The 19903-nt window shown below is 72.7% G+C and carries 6 protein-coding genes; 1 reads left to right on the top strand and 5 read right to left on the bottom strand.

The window, feature by feature from the left end:
* The first annotated feature begins 303 nt into the window (after nucleotides 1-303).
* Nucleotides 304-1167: a glycoside hydrolase family 75 protein gene (locus tag ACSP97_RS04155; RefSeq protein ID WP_355527330.1), complete on the top strand. Its 864-nt coding sequence runs from the start codon at nucleotides 304-306 to the stop codon at nucleotides 1165-1167.
* Between the two features lie 23 nt (nucleotides 1168-1190).
* Here the strand turns inward: ACSP97_RS04155 and ACSP97_RS04150 are convergent, their stop codons facing one another.
* The 5 genes from ACSP97_RS04150 to ACSP97_RS04130 form a co-directional block, all read right to left on the bottom strand.
* Nucleotides 1191-1601, bottom strand: a complete 411-nt coding sequence (locus ACSP97_RS04150; RefSeq protein ID WP_355148910.1) for a PTS-dependent dihydroxyacetone kinase phosphotransferase subunit DhaM — start codon at nucleotides 1599-1601, stop codon at nucleotides 1191-1193.
* Nucleotide 1602: 1 nt separating this feature from the next.
* Nucleotides 1603-2202 (bottom strand): dihydroxyacetone kinase subunit DhaL, encoded by a 600-nt coding sequence (gene dhaL / locus ACSP97_RS04145; RefSeq protein ID WP_355326939.1) that lies wholly within the window; start codon nucleotides 2200-2202, stop codon nucleotides 1603-1605.
* Between the two features lie 46 nt (nucleotides 2203-2248).
* Complete coding sequence (gene dhaK, locus ACSP97_RS04140; RefSeq protein ID WP_355148906.1) at nucleotides 2249-3241, bottom strand: dihydroxyacetone kinase subunit DhaK; 993 nt, start codon at nucleotides 3239-3241, stop codon at nucleotides 2249-2251.
* 208 nt (nucleotides 3242-3449) lie between these two features.
* Nucleotides 3450-19499 (bottom strand): hypothetical protein, encoded by a 16050-nt coding sequence (locus ACSP97_RS04135; RefSeq protein WP_440556343.1) that lies wholly within the window; start codon nucleotides 19497-19499, stop codon nucleotides 3450-3452.
* Nucleotides 19496-19861 (bottom strand): WXG100 family type VII secretion target, encoded by a 366-nt coding sequence (locus tag ACSP97_RS04130; RefSeq protein ID WP_355148902.1) that lies wholly within the window; start codon nucleotides 19859-19861, stop codon nucleotides 19496-19498. Before ACSP97_RS04130 ends, ACSP97_RS04135 begins: the two co-directional genes overlap by 4 nt.
* Between the last annotated feature and the right edge of the window lie 42 nt (nucleotides 19862-19903).

The raw sequence follows: 19903 nt of genomic DNA, 5'->3' as shown, positions 1-19903 counted from the left end.
CTGGGGAGTTCATGCCGTTGGCGCGGAAACGCTGTCGTCGCCGAACCCGCGCCGGCGCGGGCGGCCGGGGAGCCCGGATCGGAGGCGGTCCGGGCTCCCGGCCCCTGTTGTCCCCGTGGAGCCGCCCGTTCGGCGGTGGGACCATCACATCCTATGCCCCGAATGCCTGATTTGTTCCCTCACGGGTTGTCAGTAGCGTGCTCCATCCGGCCCCTTGGGGGCGGCCCCTGCGGCCGGGCGTCCGGACCGCGGCTCACAGTGGGCTCGAACATGTCCCCGAGGAGAGGGTTCCTCATCGTGCGTGTGCGTGTCCCGACGCTGACGCTGGCCGCGGTCGGCGCGGCCCTGATCGCCCCCGCCACGCTGCCCGGCCCCGCCGCGGCGCTCCCGCCCGAGGCGCGGGCGACGACCCACGGCAAGGGCGCGACCCCCGGCACAGGTCCGCGCAAAAACGTTGCCCCTCGGGCGAGCGCCCACGCCGGCGCGGCCCGCGAGCACCCGGCCGCCACCCCGGCCCGGAGCGCACCTCCGGCCCCCGCCCGCCACGAGGACGCCCCCGCCGGGGCCCGGGGCGAGGGCGCCGTCACCGCCGAGGACCTGCTGGCCCGGGTCGGCGCGTGCGACCAGATCTCCAAGGGCCTGTACCGCACCGACGAGGACAGCCCCGAGACCGTGCCCGTCTGCGGCACCCGGGACGCCGTCTTCTGGAAGGCCGACCTGGACATCGACTGCGACGGCCGGTCCTCCGTCCACTGCAACGCCCAAACCGACCCGCTGTACTCTCCGGAAACCGCCTTCCACCAGTCCGACGGACGGCCGCTCAGCGCCGAGGAACTGCCCTACATCGTCGTCCCGGCCGCCGGACCCCGCTGGGACCCCGGCGCGCACGGCGTGCGGGGCGGCTCGGTCGCCGCCGTCGTCTACCGGGACCGGGTGCAGTACGCGGTCGTCGGCGACACCGGCCCGGGCGACCTCATCGGCGAGGCCTCCTACGCCACCGCCAAGGGCCTCGGCATCAGTCCGGGCCCCACCGACGGCGGAGCGGCCTCCGGGGTCACCTACATCGTCTTCAAGGACTCGCGGGCGGAGCCCATCGAGGACCACGCGGCGACGGTGGCGACGGGGGAGCGGCTGGCCCGGCAGTTCGTGACCGGCACGGACGGCTGACCGGCCGCACCACCCTCATGGCGTCACACCTTGCGGTAGTCGTACGCCTCCTTCGCCGCCGCCTCCACCCCGTCCAGGTCGGCACCCGCGGCGGCCGTCACCACCGCGGCCACCGCACCCTCCAGGAACGGGGCGTCCACCAGTCGCGTGTTCTCCGGCAGTTCGTCGCCCTCGGCCAGCAGCGCCTTCACGGTGAGCACCGCGCTGCCGAGGTCGGTGAGGACCGCGACCCCGGCACCCCGGTCGGCCGAGGCCGCCGCGGCGGCGATCAGCTCGGCGCTGGTGCCGAGCCCGCCGCCCTCGGTGCCGCCCGCCGGGGCCACCGGCACCGCCTCGGCCCCGCCCGCGAGCCCCTTGGCCAGCGACGCCACCGAGGCGGCGACCTCGGCGCTGTGCGACACCAGCACGATCCCGACCGGCTTCTCCTCGCTCACGTCAGCCCTCCGCGGTCTCGGCCAGCGCCGCGATCAGCAGCGCCGACGACGTCGCCCCCGGATCCTGGTGGCCGATGCTGCGCTCACCCAGGTAGCTCGCCCGGCCCTTGCGCGCCAGCAGCGGAACGGTGTCCTTCGCCCCCTTCTCGGCGGCCTCCCGGGCGGCGCCGAACCCGTTCCCGAGCGCCTCCACGGCCGGCAGCAGGGCGTCGACCATGGTCTTGTCGCCGGGCGCCGCCCCGCCCAGCTTCATCACCCCCTGCACACCCGCCCGCAGCGCCTCGGCCAGCTGGTCCTCGCCGACCTCGGCGGCCTCTCCGAGCGCCTTGCCGGTCCGGCGCAGCAGCGTGCCGTACAGCGGCCCCGAGGCGCCGCCGACCGTCGAGATGAGCTGGCGTCCGGAGAGCATCAGGACGGCGCCCGGCGTGTCCGGCGCCTCGTTCTCCAGCGTCGTCCGCACGGCCGCGAACCCGCGCTGCATGTTGCTGCCGTGATCGGCGTCCCCGATGGCCGAGTCGAGAGCGGTGAGCCGCTCCGCCTCGCGGTCGACGGACGCGGCGGTCGCCGTCATCCAACGGCGGAAGAAGTCGGCGTCGAGCACTGGACCTCCAAACATAGTAAGGGCGTTGAGCGCTGTGTCCGCCGTATCACATCCCCCAGCGCAGCGCCGGGGTGCGCACCGGCGCGTCCCACAACCGCAGCATGTCCTCGTCGACCTGGCACAGGGTCACCGACGCGCCCGCCATGTCCAGGGAGGTGACGTAGTTGCCGACCAGGGTGCGCACCACGGCCACCCCGCGCTCGGCCAGCACCCGCTGCACCTCGGCGTTGAACCCGTACAGTTCCAGCAGCGGGGTGGCGCCCATGCCGTTGACCAGGACGAGCACGGGGTTGTGCGGGGACATGTCCTCCAGGATCGCGTTCACCGCGAAGTCGGCTATCTCCCCGGAGGTCATCATCGGCCGCCGCTCCCGGCCCGGCTCGCCGTGGATGCCGATGCCCAACTCCAGCTCGCCCGCCGGCAGGTCGAAGGTGGGGGAGCCCTTCGCCGGGGTGGTGACGGCGCTGAGCGCCACCCCGAAGCTGCGGGAGTTCTCGTTCACCCGGCGGGCTATCGACTCCACCTGCTCCAGCGGCCGCCCCTCGGCCGCGGCGGCCCCCGCCAGCTTCTCCACGAACAGCGTCGCCCCGGTGCCGCGCCGCCCGGCCGTGAAGAGGCTGTCGGTGACGGCCACATCGTCGTTCACCAGCACCTTGGCCACCTGGACGCCCTCGTCCTCGGCCAGCTCCGCCGCCATGTCGAAGTTGAGCACGTCGCCCGTGTAGTTCTTCACCACGAACAGCACCCCGGCACCGCTGTCCACGGCGGCCGCCGCGCGCACCATCTGGTCGGGCACCGGCGAGGTGAACACCTCACCCGGACAGGCGGCGGACAGCATGCCGGGACCCACGAACCCGCCGTGCAGCGGCTCGTGCCCGGACCCGCCGCCGGAGACCAGCGCGACCTGCCCGGCCACCGGGGCGTCCCGGCGGACGATCACCCGGTTCTCCACGTCCACCGCCAGGTCCGGATGCGCGGCCGCCATCCCGCGCAGCGCGTCCGCGACGACGGTCTCCGGCACGTTGATCAACATCTTCATGCCTGTCTCCCAGAAAGCTCGCAGGTGGTCCCTGACCGGTGTTTTTCCTGTTCAGGCCGGGTGGGGCCAGGTGGGTGGTCGGAGCCTTGCACCTCAGTATCGGCCTTGTGGCCCCGAAGGTCATGTGCGCTGCCGCATTCCGCGGCGCCGCCGCCCTGCCGAACGGGCCCCGGCGGCGCGTGCCGTGGCCGCCGCACCGCCGGGCCCATCAGGCCGCACCGTCGGCCGGTCGGGGCAGCTCGACCACGACGAACGCATGACGCAACGCGGTCGCCGGGTCCAGGCCCGCGGTGCCGTCGCCGGGCGGTGTGTTGCCCTCGGAACGGGCGGTGACCTCGATGTCCGCCAGGCGCGTGACGGCCTCCTCGCCGGCGCCCAGCCGCTCCAGGTGGACCGCGAGGGCCGAACGGAACAGGTCCGCCACGCCGTCCGCGCGCGCCTGCCCGCGTCGCAGCGCCTCGCCGAAGTGGGGGAGCCCGCCCCGCATCCCGTTCGCGTGGCCGACCACCGTGACCCTCGGCGGCGGGAAGCCCGCACGTACGTTCGCCAGGGACGCCCACGCCACCTCGGCGGCCAGCCGGTGCACCGTCTCCCGCTGCACCCCCGTCGGCTCGGACGAGCCGTCCGCGAACTCGACACCGCCGATGGTCAGCCGTTCACTGCGGTACGGCGCCGCCGACGGGGCGGTGTGCGGTACGACGGGGGAGGCGACCTCGGGTTGCGTCTGCGCCTGCGCCTGCGCCTGCGTCTGGGTTTGTGTCTGTGGCTGGTCCTGCGTCCGTGTCCGGGCCTGTGCCGGCGTCCGGCTCTCGGTGGGCGTCTGCTGCCGCCGCGGGGCCCGGGGCGACACCTCGGAGTGGTCCGAGCGGGCGTCGTGCACCGCGACCGTCGTACGGCGGCCCTGCTCCTGGTCGCCGCCCCTCGACGGGCGCTCGGTGGTGACCGTGACCGGGAAGTCGGCCGCGGTCAGCCGCTGCCGGGGAGAACCGTGCTGGTAGTTGATGAGATACCGGTCGAGCCGGTCCCGCAGCTCCCCGTGCACGGCCTGCGCCCGCTGCTGGGCGGCGTCGGGCAGGACACCGCCCAGCGTGGGACGGCGGGTGTTGCCGCGCCCGGTCACCGTGATCCGGGGCAGCGGCAGGCCGTTGTGGTGGTTCCACAACCCGGTACGGGTGGCCAGCTCGGCCACGTAGTTGAGCTTGCGCCCCTCGTCCTTGCCGATCTGCCGGGAGCCCTCACGGAACCCGATGTCGATCTTCGGAAGCCGGTGACCGTGCACGATCACCGCGGTCAGCGGGTTGGCCTCGGCCGAGCGGTCCGAGGTGAGCAGGTCGGCGCTGACCTCGTGCATGGTCTCGCCCGGCCGCTGGGAGAACATCCGGAAGTGCCACAGGTCGCTGCCCTTGGCCAGCTCCGAAGCCTGCTTCATGCGCGCCTCGGCGGCCTTGAGCGCCTTGTCGAACTCCGCCGCGGCGCTCGCGTGCTCGGGGGTGCCCGGAGCCGCCCCGTCGACCTTCTGCCGGGCGTCCGCCGTCCTGGTCAGCGCGTCCACGAGGGACAGATGCCGCTCCAGCCGCTTGATCTGCGCCTCGTCGGCGCCGCCCGACCGCACCCGGTCCAGCTCCGCGGTGACGGCCCGGTGCAGCTTCCGGAACCCGTCCGGGGTGCCGTGGCGCAGGGTCTCCGACACGGCCGTCTTCACGATGCTCGCGACGTGCGCGCGGCGGGCGAAGTTCTCCAGGGTGATCTGGTGCCTGCCGTCCTCGCTGGAGAGGACGACGGCGGCGAAGTGGTAGCCGAAGTGGCTGCCCTCCGGCTCGCCGGGCTTCGCGTAGTTGTGCGCCAGGCTCGGCAGGCCGTTCTCGTCCAGCGCGTTGATCGAGTGCACCAGATAGGCCTCGCCGACCTTCGCCCAGGCGTGCTCGTTGATACCGATCTGTCGCGCGGCGTCGGACAGCGCGTCGCGCCGCGGGTTGACCAGCGGGTCGTAACTGAGCGCACTGCCGTAGGACTTGCCCGGGGTCGGGCCGTCGCTCTCGGCGATGAGCCGGTCGTCCCGCCGCACCTGGTCGACGGCCCACGACGGGCCCAGCGGCCCGGTCGGCCGCTCGCCGTCCGCCACCAGGGAGAGGGACTCGGCGAGGTGGTGGATGCCGGTGACCTCGGTGCGGCCGAGGGCGTTGATCGGAGCCTTGTCCAGGCTCGAACCGTCGGGGCCGCGGAAGACCACGTGCGAGGCGGGGGCGCCGCCCGAGACCATCTGGGCGAAGTCCCGGCAGATCTCCTCCTCCGACTTACCGGAGCGGGTCAGGAACCGCGGTGTGACACGCACCAGTTCACGATGCCCACCCTGGCCGTCGGCAACCCGCAGCGTGAGGTCGCCGGCCTCCAGCCGTACCAGGGAGCCCGCGAGCGCCAGTTGGCGGTTGGACGCCTCGATCGCCTTCGGGGTGGCGAACACTTGCTGACCGTAGCCGCCCTCACGGTGCGCCAGCGACAGGTCCTGTGACACGTGGAGCGGCGGGTGGTTCCCGACCAGAGTCTGCTGGTGCCCCTGGGAGGGCACCCACAAGCGGGGCACGTCGCGGGAGCGGCCGTAGGTGAAGGTGGTGTAGTTCATGCCGGTGGGCTCTTCGAACAGCACCGTGTGGGGATCGGCCCCGATCACCTCGTAGTCGCTGGTCGTCAGCGGGCGGGCCCTCAGCCGGTCGAGCAGGTTCGCCGGTGCCAGGGCCGACTCGTGGCCGCCGGGGTGCGGGCGCAGCTTGCTCGCGTAGTCCGGGCCGGCGGGTTCGTGCTCCGGCGTCGGGGCTTCGTGTTCCGGCGTCGGGGAGCCGAAGTCGAAGTCGAACAGGTCCAACGGGCCGCGCGGGCCGCCCAGATGCAGCGCCCAGCCGCCGCTGCCGCCGGTCAGGTCGAGGAGTTCGTCACCGGTCCGCCAGTCGAGCACCGGGTGCACCCGCGAGTCGGTCGACCACACCGCCGCCCCGGCCCGGTCCGCGACCAGCCGCGCCAGCTCCCGGTCCTGCCCGTTCGAGACCACCAGCACGATGTCCTGGTCCGCGCCGCGCAGCGGGTCACGGGCCACCAGCTCGGCGAACTCGGCCTCGGACACATGGACCGTACGGTCGTTCAGCCGCAGCGCCAGCCCGTCCGGGGTCCGGTCGGCGGCCGCCACGTAGGGGCTGCGCCACGGCGCCGTGTGCTGCGTCTGCTCCCCGTCGGAGCCTGTCGTGGTGTAGCGCGTGAGGTCCGCCGGCACCGTGCGCGAGGCCGTCCAGTCGCGGCCCATGGCGTGCCCCGCGCCGTCGCCCAGCACGGTGTGCTGGTCCAGCGCCTGGTGCGTGGTGGCGAGGATGTGCGCGCCGAGCGCGGCGGCGTCCCGCCTCGCCTCGGGTCCGGCGAGCGCGGTGAGTTCCAGCAGGTCCCGGTAGTCCTGCGCGGTGGGCGTGCCGTCGAGACGGAGCATCCGTTCGGCGAGCACCTCGATGGGGGGCCGATGCTCCGCGTCCGGCGTGATGTGCGCCAGGTCCATCGACTGGAGGGTCAGCAGGGCGTTGTGGACCCGGTCGTACGCGTCCTGGTCGAGGCTGTCGCCGTACAGCTGGTCCAGCCAGTCGTACTCGCGCCGGCGTTCCTCGGTGTACTCGGCCAGGATCTCCGCGTAGTCGACGTCCTCCGAGTTCTCCTGCCCGGACCGCTCGTGGACGCCTTGCGGCATGCGCGGGTCCTGGGTCCGCTCCTCCCGCTCCCCGTCGTGCCGTCCGGGATCGGTCACCGGGTCGACCCAGACGTGCCGCCGGGTCACCGGCGGGGCGGTCGCACGGGCCTCCTGCCAGCGCGGGTCCTGCGGACCGAAGGCGCTGTGCGCCGCGTCGGTGCCGGGACGCACGACCGTCTCGGGTACGTCGCCGACGAGCGCCCCGAGCAGTTGGAGGTGCCGTCCGCGCAGCCCGCCCTGGGCGAGGCCGTCCGGCGCCGGCCGGTGGAAGTCGCCCAGCAGGCTGCCCGCCACCCCCGCCCGGCCCGGGCCCTCGCCGTCGTCCTGCCGGTACTCGTCGCGCAGCCCGAGCTGGTGGCCCAACTCGTGCGCGTACGCGACGGGTTCGGCGTCCGGCCACCAGGTGTGCTGGTCCATCGGACGGTCGTGGCCCGCGAGGTCCACCACCAGGTGGGGCCGGTCGTCCGCCGCCACGCGCTCCACCGTGACGTGCAGTCGGCTGCCGTCGGGGAGCCGGTGGCCGGGGGCGTTGTAGAACTCCTCGGTGCCCTGGACGAGCCGTTCCCAGGCGGTCTCGGGGTTGTGCTCCGAACCGCCCCGGAAGGCGACCCGGACCGTCAGATCGGTGACGGCGGTGTCGCCGGCGCGGAACACGCGCGCGTCGAAGGCGGAGCGCACCACGAAGCGGGGCGCCTGGTCGTGGGGACGGCGCGGAGCGGCGGTGCCGGTGGTGGATCCGGGTGCCTTCGGCGCCCGGGGGGCGACCTCGTCGTCGGCGGCCGTCGTGGTGGTGCGGCGCGGCGGCAGCTGGGCGGCGTCGTAGTGGCTGCGGCCGTCGTAGTGCACGTCGACCGTGCGGCCGGTGTGCCCGGGCCCGGTCGTCTCCATGCTGGTCGTGCCGTCGGGCAGCATCCGGAAGGTGCGCAGCCGGGTGCCGAGGGTGTGCGCCACCAGGGCGGGGAAGACCTCGCCCTCGTCGGTGTTCCAGGCGTCGTTGCCCGGCACCCAGTTCTCCACGGCCCGGACCAGTGCCTGGTGCTCGGCCGGCGTCAGCGGCTGGTGCAGCGAGGTGTCCACGACGGCGTCGACCAGGGCCTCCTTGCTGTCGATGTGGTCGAGGCTCAGCGGCCCACCGTGCGCGGTCAGATGGTCGAACTGGGCGTACGGTGCCAGGGCGTCGTCGTGCAGCACCCAGTGGCCGAGCTTGTTCGTCGTCTCCGGGACCTCGGCCGCGGCGGCCTCGGCGGCGTCCCGCGGGGAGAGGTGGTGCGGTTCGCCCGTCAACTCGCGGGTGCGCGCCTCGATGTAGAGGGCGCGCAGGGCCCGCGGGTGGAGCCAGTCGGGCGACATGACACGGTCGACGCCGTAGCGTCCCAGCCGTGCCCGCAGTTCCTCGGGGCTTTCGGTACGCAACTGCTGCTGGAGCCGGTCCACCTGGACGCGCCGGTACACCTCCGCGACCTCGCGCGGCAGTTCGTGCGGCGGCGTCGACCGCAGGCCGTCCAGCACCATCCGGTGCAGGTTCCCGGCGGCCCGGCCCAGGGGGCTGTGGGGGTCGACGGCCGTCTGCTGCCGGGTGCCGATCTGCTGGAGGACGGCCTCGTGCAGGGCGCGCGCATCCTGCGGGGTGCCGTTGTGCAGGGCGGTGGGCCAGTGCTCGGGCGGGGTGCTCGCGAGCACGGAGTACAGCAGACAGCGGCCGTCGCCGGGGACCCTGAGGCGGGGCGGGGCCGGGGGCGCGGAGGAGGTGACCTCGGACCCGTCGGCCTTCCGGTCCTGCTTCGGCCCCTCGGCCTGGTTCTCCTCGTGCTGCGGCTCCGGCTCGCGCTCCTGCTGTTTCTGCGCGGAGTCCTTGGGGGGCCGCTGCTCGTGCTCGGTCGTGTCCTTGGGGGTCTGCTTCTGCCCGTCGGTCGTGTCCTTGGGGGTCTGCTTCTGCCCGTCGGTCGTGTCCTTGGGGGTCTGCTTCTGCCCGTCGGTCGTGTCCTTGGGGGTCTGCTTCTGTCCCTCGGTCGTGTCCTTGGGGGTCTGCTTCTGCCCGTCGGTCGTGTCCTTGGGGGCCTGCTTCTGTCCCTCGGCCGTGTCCTTCGGGGACTGCTTCTCACCCCCGGCCGTGTCCTTGGGGGTCTGCTTCTCGGTCGCCTTCGGGTCCTTGGGAGTCTCCTTCTCCTCCCCGGAGGTCTTCGGGTCCTGCTGCTTCTCCTCGGTGGGCCGGGGGGACTCGTGCGGTGCGGTGGGCTTCGAGGTCTCCGTCTGCCGCTTGTCCTCCTCCGGCGTCTTCTCCGGCTCGGTGACCGCGTCCTCGGTCTTCTTGGCCGTCCAGTAGTAGACGTGCCCGTCCGTGTGCGCCGTGTTCCCGTAGGTGCCGTTCTCGTCGTACTTCTGCGTGGACAGCCTGACCGGCTGCCGCATCAGCACCTGGGGGCCCTTGAGCGTGGCCTTGCCCGGCTCGGCGGCCGTCTTGCCGTGCGGCATGGCCGGCGGGGGGAGAGTGCGGTTCGGCACACCCGGACCGCGGGTCACCGGGGACCCGCTCTCGAAGGTCTGGTCCCGGTCCAGCTTCATGGCGTTGGTCGGCACCGGGACGACGACGGTCGGGTTCTTGGTGATCACCGGGAACGCGAGGGGCGTCAGGTTCGCGTTGACGGCATTGCTCGCGCTCGTGGCCGACTCGTGCTCGGTGGCGATGGTGATCTCGTCGCTGCCGTCGTCCCGGGTGGAGATCTCCTCCGCCTCCCCGGTCGGCTGGAGGCGGATCTCCAGCCCGGTCCTCCCGTCACTGCCGAGCGGCACCGTGCGATAGCCGCCGGCGGGGTCCTTGAGCTGGTGGAAGACCGTGGGCAGGGTGCTCGGCCCCAGGGTGCGGCGCAGTGAGACCTGCTGCTCCAGCGGCAGGCGCTGCTCCTTCACCAGGGGGTTGGCGTCGTCCAGCCGGGGGTCGGAGACGAAGGAGGCGATCAGCTTCTGCGCCTCCTTGGGCGTCATGGCCCCGGCCCAGTGACCGAGGGTCGACGCGGCCGAGCCCAGACCCGAGGAGATGGCCGAGCCCGCCTTGCCCAGCATGCCGTCGCCCCAGGGCCGGGGCGTGGTGAGCACGGTCTGCGCCTGGTCGTACAGCCCGGTGTGGTTGTCGAAGCCGACCAGGTCGTGGGCCGAGTCCAGGGACGCCTGCCAGCGCTCCCGGTCCTCCTTGGAACCGGTGAGGGGCTGCAACTCGACGGTGTCGCCGCCGTCGTGCGTCGTGGGCTGCGGTGTCTGCTGCTGCGTCTGCTGCTGTGTCTGTTCCTGCGACGACTGCGGCGTCTGCTGCTGGGTGTGCGGCTTCTGCTGGTGTGCGGCGGCCTGTTCGGCGGTCTCCGTCAGCGACTCGGGCACGTAGACGTGGACCCGCCACGACGGCTTCACCGGGCGGGGCTCGGCGAGGTTCACGAAGCGGCCGTACTCGGTGCGCTGGGTCACCGTGACCTCGAAGCGCATCGAGTTGCCGAACTTCACCGTGTCGCCGAACTTCGACGTCTTGTGGTCGACCTTGGTGGTGACGCCGGTCTCGGCGCTCTTGGTCCGGGTGCCCTCGCCGCCCCCGGTCGGCGCCCAGGCCGCGCTGCCGAGTCCGCCCTTGCTCTCCTCCGCCTTGACGGCGGCGGCGTCCTGGCCGGGCTTCGGCTTGACGACCGGGGCGTAGGAGAGACGGAGGTTGCCGTCGGCGCCCAGCGACCAGTTGTGCCCCGCGCTGCCCTTGACGGTCTGCGCGATGCCGACCTTGCGGGTGGTGTCCCCGGTGGAGTGGTCGCCCTCGTCGGTCCACTTCCCCTCGGGGATGCCGCGGACCAGCACCTCGGTGATCACCCGCTGGGTGCGGGACTCGTGCACGTGGTAGTCGAGGATGCCCCGGCCCACCAGGTCCTCGTAGTTGGCCGACAGGTTCTCCGGGGAGAAGGTGTCCGCGAACGGCAGCGCCGCCTCCGGCACGGGGGCGACCTGGTCCAGTTTGCGGATCTGCCGGTCGATCTCGCCGAGGATCTCGTCCGACTTGGGGATCTCGGCGGTGGCGCCGCCCAGCAGCCCCTTGGCGAGCAGCGGTGCCTGCCGGGTCCCCGGCTGGGTCGTCCCGGTCCCGGTCCCCTCGCCGAGCTTGCGCACGTCGTCGTCGGACAGCAGCACCAGCACCCGGTGCTTGCCGGTCTGCGGCTCCCCGAGGAAGACGTTGCCCTTGGCGTCGGTGACCCTGCCCTGCACGATGACGTTCGCGTCGGCCTCGTACACGTGCCAGGTGCCCTTGTACGCGGCCTTGCGCGAGGTCGTCATCTTGTGCTTGACGTTCTCGCCGCTGTTCTGGCCGGCGCCGCCCTTGCCCTTGACGCCGCCGCGCGCCTGGAAGGACGCGTCGGGGCTGTCCTTGGACGGGAAGCGGCCGACGTCGAAGCCGAGTCCCGCCTTGAACGCGACCGTGTTCTTGTCCGCGACCTGGGTGGACACGCTGGTCTTGGTCTCGATCTCCAGCTTGCCCTCGCCGGGCAGCGTCTCGCGGAACTGGAAGTTGCTCAGCCCGGTGCGCGTGGACAGTCCCACGGTGTCCCGGTTGCGGCCCGAACCCACCTGTTCGTCACCGCTGTTGGCCCAGCCGCCGTGCGAGGCGGAGACCAGGGACCGCAGGTGCTCCGCGTCGGTGAGCCCGTCAAGGGCGTCCTTCAGCTCGGGCACCCGGGTGTTCCCCAAGGGGCCCGGCTTCTTCTGGAAGGCGCTGGTCAGGGACTTCTGCGCCTGGTCCCGGAAGTCCTCGGAGCCGCTGACGAACCGGACGGAGTGGCGCTGCGGCAGCGCGTCCAGGGTGGGGATGGTCCGCGGCGGCGGGGTGGTGTCGTCGGTCGTCTTCGGCGGGCGCGCGACCTCGACGGTGAGCGCGCCCTCGGGCCGCACCGGCTTGATCCGCTGCATGTGCGCCGAGGGTGCCTCGGTCGACAGCCGCGTGGTCGGCTGCTTGGGGTCCTCGACGCCGACCATCACCTTGAACGTCACCGGGTGCGCGTAGACGTCGGCGTCCGCCTCCAGGGAGAACTGCCGCTTCACCTCGGTCTCGGTGCCCATGGTGAGCCCGTGCGAGGGGTTGTGGGCGGTGATGTCGAGGCTGCCCATGGTGAAGCCGCGTGTGACGTCCGGGTGGTCCAGCGAACTGCGTACGTTCCCGGCGAGGTTGACGACGTGCTTGGAGCTGCGGGTGACGGACTTGTCGGCACCGGTGGTGCGGGTGCCGACCGTCTTCGTCGTCGACTTGCCGGAGCCCACGTGATCGCCCTTGGCCGGCTCGGCCTTGATCACGATCTCGTGGTTCTTGCCCGAGAGTCCCGGCAGATGGGAGCCCTTCAGGGTGATCCGGTAGGTGCCGTCCAGCAGCTTCGGCGCCGCGCCGCGCAGCCGGGAGGGGGCGAGCTGCCGGCGCAGGTCACGCAGGTTGTCCCAGGCCTCGGGGGTGACGCGCGGGTGGTTCGGGGCCGTGGGGTCCGCGTGGATCGCCTCGGGCGGCGGCAGCACGCCGGGGTGGTTCTGGTGCATTTCGTGCACGATGTGGTCCTCCAGCTCGGTCGAGCCGGGGACGTCGAGGAACGTGGTGCGCGGAGCCGCGACCGGGTCGGTGAGCCGGGTGGGTTCGAGGGGCGGCTGCCGGTCGGTCGTGGTCGGGGCGGTCAGGTCGTGCGGGACCGCCCGCAGCACCTCGCCGTGCTGCGGGTCGATGGTGAGGACGACATCGCCGTTCGGCCGGACCGGCGGCTGCTCGGACGGCGGCGGGGAGTGGTCGCCGATCGCCGTGGTGGTGGTGCCGTGCAGCCCGTCGCGGCCCGGCTGGAAGTGGTGCCGCACCAGCTGGACGCGCAACCGCGCCTGGGTGGCGACCAGGTCGGCCTTGCCGGTCTGCTCGTGGCTGAACTCGCTGCCGACGGCGTTCTTGCCCTTGGTGCCGTGGGCGAGGTTGCTGGAGCCGGTGTAGCCGGCGGTGCCGGTCAGCCAGGTGGACCGGGAGCTGTCCGGTGCCTTCCACACCTCCCCGGTGGCGCCGCCGCTGAGCCCCAGCGACCAGGAACTGTTCTCCGTGCGGTTCTGCCCGTGCTCGCCCGACGACTTCGAGCCCACGGTGGCCTTGTCGTCCACGGTGTGCAGGGCCTGGGAGCCGTCCGGCTCGACCGTCAGCAGCAGATGGGCCTTGCTGCCGTCGCTCAGCGTCAGCGTCTTCGACAGCAGCCCCTTCCCCGAGGCGTGCTCGAACTCGTTGAGGACGTTGGAGGGCTGGAAGAAGTCCTCGATGTCCTGGTGCGCGGTGCCGTCCGGGCGGGCCTCGCGCGGCAGCGCCTCGTACACGGCGTTGCGGGCCGAGTTCAGCCCGGTGATCGACACGGGGTGGCCGGAGGCGGGCCTCTTCGTACTCGTGCCGCTCCCAGTGCCGGTGGCGGTGGCGGTGGCGGTGCCGGATCCGGTGTCGGTGTCGTTCGTCCGGGTGGGGTCCCAGCCCTGCCAGGTGCGCGGCCGGTCCGTGGCCAGGTCCCCCGGGCGGGGCACGTCGGCGCGGACCTGCCCCTTGATGGCGTCGTCCGTGCCCGGGGCGTGCAGCGCGGTGCCCTCGTGGTCCGTGACCTTCACCGTGTAGGTGAACTCGGAGGTGTAGCTGTCGGTCTTGCCGGTGAAGGCGAACTGGTTCGCCGTCTGCGTCGAGGACTTGACCGTGGTCTCGCGGCCGTGGGTGGCGCCGCCCAGCTTCACCGAGGGGGTGACCAGGGCGGACAGCTGGGGGTTGACGGGCCGGATGATGGTCGGTCCCATCTCCAGACCCGCTTCGGAGGAGGTCATCTCCGTCTTGCGCGGGGTGGAGTCGTGCGTCGACTCGACGGGCACGTCGAAGCCCTCGCCGTCGTTGTCCTTGGCCGCGTCGGTCTTCGGGTCCAGCCGCCAGGCGGAGGCGGTCGCCCCCACCTCGACCTCGTACGGCCTGCCGCCCACGTGCACGGTGAACCGCCAGCCGCCGTTGACCATCTGGCCGTGCTGCTTGCGGAAGTTGGCGGGGTCCAGGGCCGCGTCCAGGCGCTGGGTGACGGAGGTGTCCCGGGCGTGGTCGCGCAGCAGGGCCTCGATCCGGGCGCGTACCGCGTCGGGGCCCGGCTCCTCGGTGATCTTCTTCCCGGCGAGGGTGTCCCGGTGCCGCCCGTCCAGCTCCGGGGCGGGCTCCTTGGCCGGGGGCTCGGGGGGCTTCTGCTCCTGCTCGTCCTTGGGGGTGACGGCGGGGTCCTTCCGGTCCTCTTGGCCCTTCCCGTCCTCCTGGCCGTCCTTGTCCTTGCGCTCCTCCTGCTCCTTCTGCCCCTCGTGCTCCTTCGGGTCCTTCTGCTCCTCCTGTTCCTCGTGCTTCTTCGGGTCCTTCTGCTCCTCCTGTTCCTCGTGCTTCTTCGGGTCCTGCTGCTTCTGCTCCTCCTGCTTCTGCTCCTTCTGGTCCTGCTCGTCATCCTGCTTCTGTTGCTGCTGTTCCTTGGGCTCCTGCGGCTCCTGCCGGACCTCCCCGTCGTCCTTCTGCTGGTGCTCGTCCTTCGGCTTGTCCTCCTGCTTCTGCTGAACCTCGTCCTTCTGCTGAACCTCGTCCTTCTGGCCGCCCTTGTCCCTGTCCTGGCCGGCCTGGTTGTCGTCCCCGCCCTGCTTCGGCGGCTCGGACGTCTGCGTGTCCTCGTGCGGGTGCGGAGTCACCGGTTCGGGCTGCCGGGTGGGGTCGGACACCGGGTCCACCCAGGTGTGCGTCCGCGGGACCGGCGGGGCCCCGGCGCGCGACTGCTGCCAGGCCGGGTCCTGCGTCGGGTCGTCGTACTGCTGCCGCGTGCCCTGCTGCCCGGTGGTGGACTCGGGGAGCTTCGGCGGGACCGACTCGCCGGTCAGGTCCTGGGGGTGCGGCGCGGTCAGGTGATCGCCGCCGTGGCCCTGCCGGGCGAGCAGGTCGTCGTGGCCGGCCGTGAGGGCGCCCAGCAGCCGCAGGTGGCGGTCGCGCAGCCCGCCGGGGGTCAGGCCCTCGTGCTCCGGGGCCTGGTGGACGTCGCCCAGCAGACTGCCGAGGACGTGCGGCCGCTGCGGCGCGGTCTCGTCGGCGTACTCGTCGCGCAGCCCCAACTGGTGCGAGATCTCGTGCGCGTACTCGACCGGCTTGGCCCCCGGCGTCCAGTTGCGCTGGTCCATGCCCTGGTCCGGGTCCACCAGGTTGACGGTCAGATGGGGCTTGTCGTCGGCGCCGACGCGTTCGACGGTGACGTGCAGCCGGTCACCGTTGGGCAGCGTGTACTTCGGGTCGTTGAAGTACTGCTTGACGCCCTCCTGCGCCCGGCGCCAGACGTCGTCGGCGTCGTGCGATCCCGAGCCGTCGTCCTTCAGCGCCACGCGCACCGTCAGCTCGGTGTACGGCGTGTCGCCGACGGTGAAGCGCCGCTGGTCGAAGCCGGAGCGCACCACGTAGCGCGGGGTCCGGTCCACCTGCATCCGGGGCGGCCCCGAGGGGCCGCCGGCACCGGCCGCGTGGCGCAGGTCGTCCAGGTCCCTGGTGCTGGGCACCGGGTGGTTGGCCGGGTGGTTCGGGTCCTCGACCGGGGTGTCCTCGTGGGCGACGAGCTGCTGGTCCTCCTGGACCTGCCCGTGGCTCCCGTGACTCTCCGAGGGGGGCTGCGTCGTGGCCTGCTCGTCGGAGTCGGCGCGGGGGACGTGGGTGTCGTCCTGCACCGGAACCCGGAGCGGCTCGCCACCGCCGGACGTCCCGTGCGGCACAGGCACGTCGTGCTGCGGGGGAGTGCTGTCCTCGACGACCGGCGTCTGCTCGTCGGACCCGGTGGTGATGCGGTCGAGGTGGCCGGGGGACTCGCCGATGGCGGTCGGCCGCGCCAGCTCCTGCCGCAGCCCGCCGGTGCGCTCGTCGTACGTCAGGTGCGAGGACAGCTCGTCGCGGGTGTCCTCGATCCGGCGAGCGGTGTCGTCGGGGTCACCGGAGCGCATGCCCAGCAGCTGCTCGGCATGCCGGTTTTGCAACTCCTCCAGCCGGTCGGTCAGTTCACGCACCCGGTCCTGGCGGTCCAGCTCGCGTTGCTGCAGATGGCGTTCGAGCTTGTCGAGGGCTTCCTTGGCCTCCGGTTCGGTGGCCGCGTCCCGGGCGTTGGCACGCAGCTCGGCGGCGCGCGGATCGTTCTCGCCGTCGTGCAGGGCGTCGAGGCGGTCGCGCAGTTCGCGCTCGGAGGGCCGGTCCTCGGCGTCGTCCGACTTGAGCCGGTCCAGGCGCTGTTGGAGCTGCTGGTCCACCCGGTACTCGTGCAGCTCGCGCAGCGCCTGGTCGGCCTCCTCCGGAGAGTCCGCCCGGTCCGCCCGGTCGCGCAGCTCGCGTTCGTGGTCGTCCGCGCCGTCGTTCAGGGCGTCCAGACGCCGGCGCAGATCCTCCTCGCTGCCGGGCTCCGGGCGCCGCTCCGCTGACGGCTCGTCCGACGCGAGCCGGTCGAGACGCTCTTGCAGTTCCTGGTCCCGGCGGTGCTCCTCCAGGTCCCGCAGGGCGAGGTCCGCCTCCTCGGGCGTCCTGGCGTGGTCGAGGCGCTCGTACAGCGCCGCCGTCTCGGGGTCCGGGTCCGTGGAGGTGCGCAACGCGGCGAGCCTGTCGCGCAGTTCGGCGTCCCGACGGGCCTCGTCCAGCTGGGTGCGCAGCCGGTCGGCGGTGGGCCCGTCGGTGGTCAGCGCGAGCCGCTGCCGCAGGTCCTCGACCTCCCCGTGGAAGGGGCGGGGGGCGTCCCGCCCGGTCAGCGCCTCCGTGGGAACGTGGCTCTCCACGTACGCCGAGTACTCGTTCAGCCGGCTGTCCAGCAGCTCGGAGTCGCCCGAGCGGTGGGCCTGTTCGACCGCGTCGACCTTGCTCTGCCACTCCTCCTTGGAACCGGTGAGGTTCGTCAGCCGGTCGAAGCCGCCCTGCGCGTGCTCGTGGAACGCGTCGTAGCGCTGCTGGACGGTGCGCGTCTCGACATGGTCGCGGAAGGCCGTCAGGTGCTCCCCGGCGCGCTCCCAGTCACCGGACGCGACGGCCTCCTGCACGGCCCGGTTGTACGCGGTGCGGTCGGCCTCGGACATCCCCGCCGTACGCGCGGCCCGGTCGAGGTCCGTCAGACGCTGCCGCACCCCGGCGTCCGGCGACACGGGCCGGGACGTCGGCGGCGTCGGCGCGTCGTGCAGCGGCCCCGGCGGGCCCGGGTCGTGCGTGGGCACCACGATGCCGTCCAACTGGTGCAGCTGCTCGGCGACATGGGCCGAGGAGCCGTCCTCCACGGTCTCCGGGTGCGGGGTCGTACCGGGCTGGTGCCGGGGGACCTCCGGGAAGGAGGGCAGGTGCTCGCCGTCGGCGGGGTGCGGGGCGGGAGGCGTCGCGGTCCGGTGCTGCTGGGGGGCCGCGGTGTTCTCGGTGACGGGCGCCTGGGCACGGGGTGCGCGGGGGGCGACCTCGTTCTGCGCGGGCTGGGTGGCGGTGGGGTGGCTGGTGGTGGTCGTCGGGCGTGTCTGGGGGGAGTCCTGGTGCGGGGTGGAGTCCTGGTGCGGACCGGACTCCGTCTCCGGACGCGGGGTGGACGACGACTGCACGCCGTGGACCGGGTTGGGCGTGCCCGTGGACTCGGTGGGCGGACGGCCGCCCGCCGCCACCGGCGTCTGCGACCGGCCCGGCCCCGTGCTCGGCTGCGGAGTGTCGCCGACGGCGTGGTTGCCGACGGGACGGGGGCTCTGCGGGCTCTGGGTGGTGGTGGGCGTGGGCGCCTTGGCCGTGGGCTGCGGCTGGTTGGCGGTGACGGGAGCGGTGGTCTGGGGATGCGACTGGTTCGTCGCGGTGGTCTGCGGTTGCGGCCGGCCGACGGTGGTGGTCGTGGGCTCGGGCTGATCGGTGGTGGTCCGGGTCTCGGGGTGCGGGCCCGTGGTGACCTGGGGTGCGGGGTGGTTGGTCGTGTCCGCGACCTGAGGCGCGGGGTGGTTCGTCGTCTCTGTGGTCTGGGGTGCGGGCTGATGGGTCGTGGTCTGGGGCGCGGGCTGGTTCGCTGTCCCCGTGACCTGCGGCGCGGTGTGGTTGGGCAGGTCCGTGACCTGGTGTTCGCCCGTCGTGACGTCCGAGGCCGTGGGCGTGCCGTGGCCGCCGTTGAGCGTGGTCTCGAAGCCGGGCAGCCCGCCGGAGTGCCCCGTTCGACCGGAGACGGCGGTGTGCGCGGGCGGCGCGGTCTCGGTGGAGACGTGCGGAGTCGTGACGCTCTTCTGGCCGCTGCCGGTGATGTGGTCCTCGGACTCGGTGACCGGGAGGTGAGTGGTGGAGCGCGAGGAGCCGCCGCCCAGGCCGGAGTTCTGCCCGGAGCTGTGCGCGGCAACGGCGCCGCCGGTACCCGTCGTGGCCGTACCGCTGCCGCCCGCCCGACCGTTGTTCGTGCTCCCGGTGCTCCCGGTGCTCCCGGTGCTCCCGGTGCTCCCGGTGCTCCCGGTGTTTCCGGTGCCCGTGTGGCTGGTGATGTCCCGGACCGTGCCGACGGTCCCGATGCCGTCGCCCTTGCCGGACCCGGACCCGGACCCGGAACCGGACCCGGAGCCCTTGCCCAGGTCACCGGTGCTCGGGTTCTCCGTGCTCGGCAGGTCCGGGCCGCCGTCCGAGGGGGGCAGCTTGGGGAGGTGGAGGTCGGGTGTGGAGGGCAGATGGAGGTCCGGGGTGTGGACCTCGGTGTGGTCACCGCCGCCGAACCTGCGCCTGCCCCCGCCGCCGCCCATCGCGCCGATGATCCCCGAGGTCAGCGCGGAGCCCATGTCGTTCTCGCCGCCGAAGATCTCGGACATCACCTCGGTGGTGACGAGGCCGGAGGCGCCGCCGATGAGGCCCTTGCCGATCAGCGTGGAGGCGAACTTCGGCGCCACCGCCGAACCCAGGCCCGAGAAGAGGCCGCCGATTCCGCCGCCGATGGCACCGCCCTCCAGGGCCTGGAGCGTGGCGTCGGTGTCCCACTTGGTGCGGTCGCCCTTGAGGAACTGGATCCCCTGGATCACCGCGTCCATGCCGACCATGAAGCCGACACCCATGGCGATCGAGGTCAGCAGCCGCTTCAGCAGCATCTTCACGATCGCCCGCACACCGGTGACCAGCGCCGGGATCGCCTCGGGCGCCCAGAAGGCCAGCTCGGCGATCTCCACCGCCAGCCAGATCAGCTGCGCGATGATCATGTACTTGGCGTACTCGACCTGCAACCCCGTGTTTCGGCCCAGGTCGCCCAACTGCCCGGCCGCCTCGGCCATGTCGGGGATGTTGGACTTCAGCTGCTGGGTGAAGTTGGCGAACTCGTCGGCCACCTCGCCGCCGATGCTGTTCAGCACACCACTGGTCGCGGGATCGATCTCGCGGCTGATGGCGGTGAGCTGGCGCGCGGCGTCGTCCCACGCCGCGCCCAGGCTGCGCAGCTTGTCCTCGTCGCCCTTCGGCCATTCCTGTCCGACGGCCAGCTTGGCGACCCAACCGAGTTCCGGGGGCAGTTCGATGCTCATGGCTTGGTGTTCTTCACCCGCATCTCGGGCTTGGCCTCGGTCGAGGTGCGCAGGCGCCGGGTGGCCTCGATGTTCTGGTCCTCCATGCGTTCGAGATTGACGGCCATGGTCCGGATTCCGTCGTGCATGCTGTCGACCAACTCGCCCATCTGCCCGGCGCTTTCGATGATCTGCGTCCTGGGCGTGGCGTACTGCGAGTAGAACTGCCTGCCGGTGGCGTCGTCGCCCCAGCACTCGCCCAGCTCGCCGAGCCTGCCCTCCAGGCTCGTGCCGATGTCCCGGAACCGCGCCGCCAGTTGCTGCACATACGGCAGCTGGTTGCGCAGCCCGTCGGTGTCGACGTAGAACTCGCCGTCAGCCATGTGTTCCTCCAGAGATCCCGTGGTGGTGGGGTGCGCCGTCCG

It is taken from the genome of Streptomyces sp. SCPE 10, from assembly GCF_051980735.1.
In the GTDB taxonomy this organism is placed as follows: Bacteria; Actinomycetota; Actinomycetes; order Streptomycetales; family Streptomycetaceae; genus Streptomyces; species Streptomyces misionensis.
The sequence above is the reverse complement of the archived record's forward strand: the minus strand, read 5'-3'. Positions and strand labels throughout refer to the sequence as shown.

Bases quoted from the DNA above. Each gene is read 5' to 3' on its own strand.
- dhaK (WP_355148906.1), bottom strand. From the start codon at position 3,241: ATGAAGATGTTGATCAACGTGCCGGAGACCGTCGTCGCGGACGCGCTG.
- ACSP97_RS04135 (WP_440556343.1), bottom strand. From the start codon at position 19,499: ATGAGCATCGAACTGCCCCCGGAACTCGGTTGGGTCGCCAAGCTGGCC.
- ACSP97_RS04130 (WP_355148902.1), bottom strand. From the start codon at position 19,861: ATGGCTGACGGCGAGTTCTACGTCGACACCGACGGGCTGCGCAACCAG.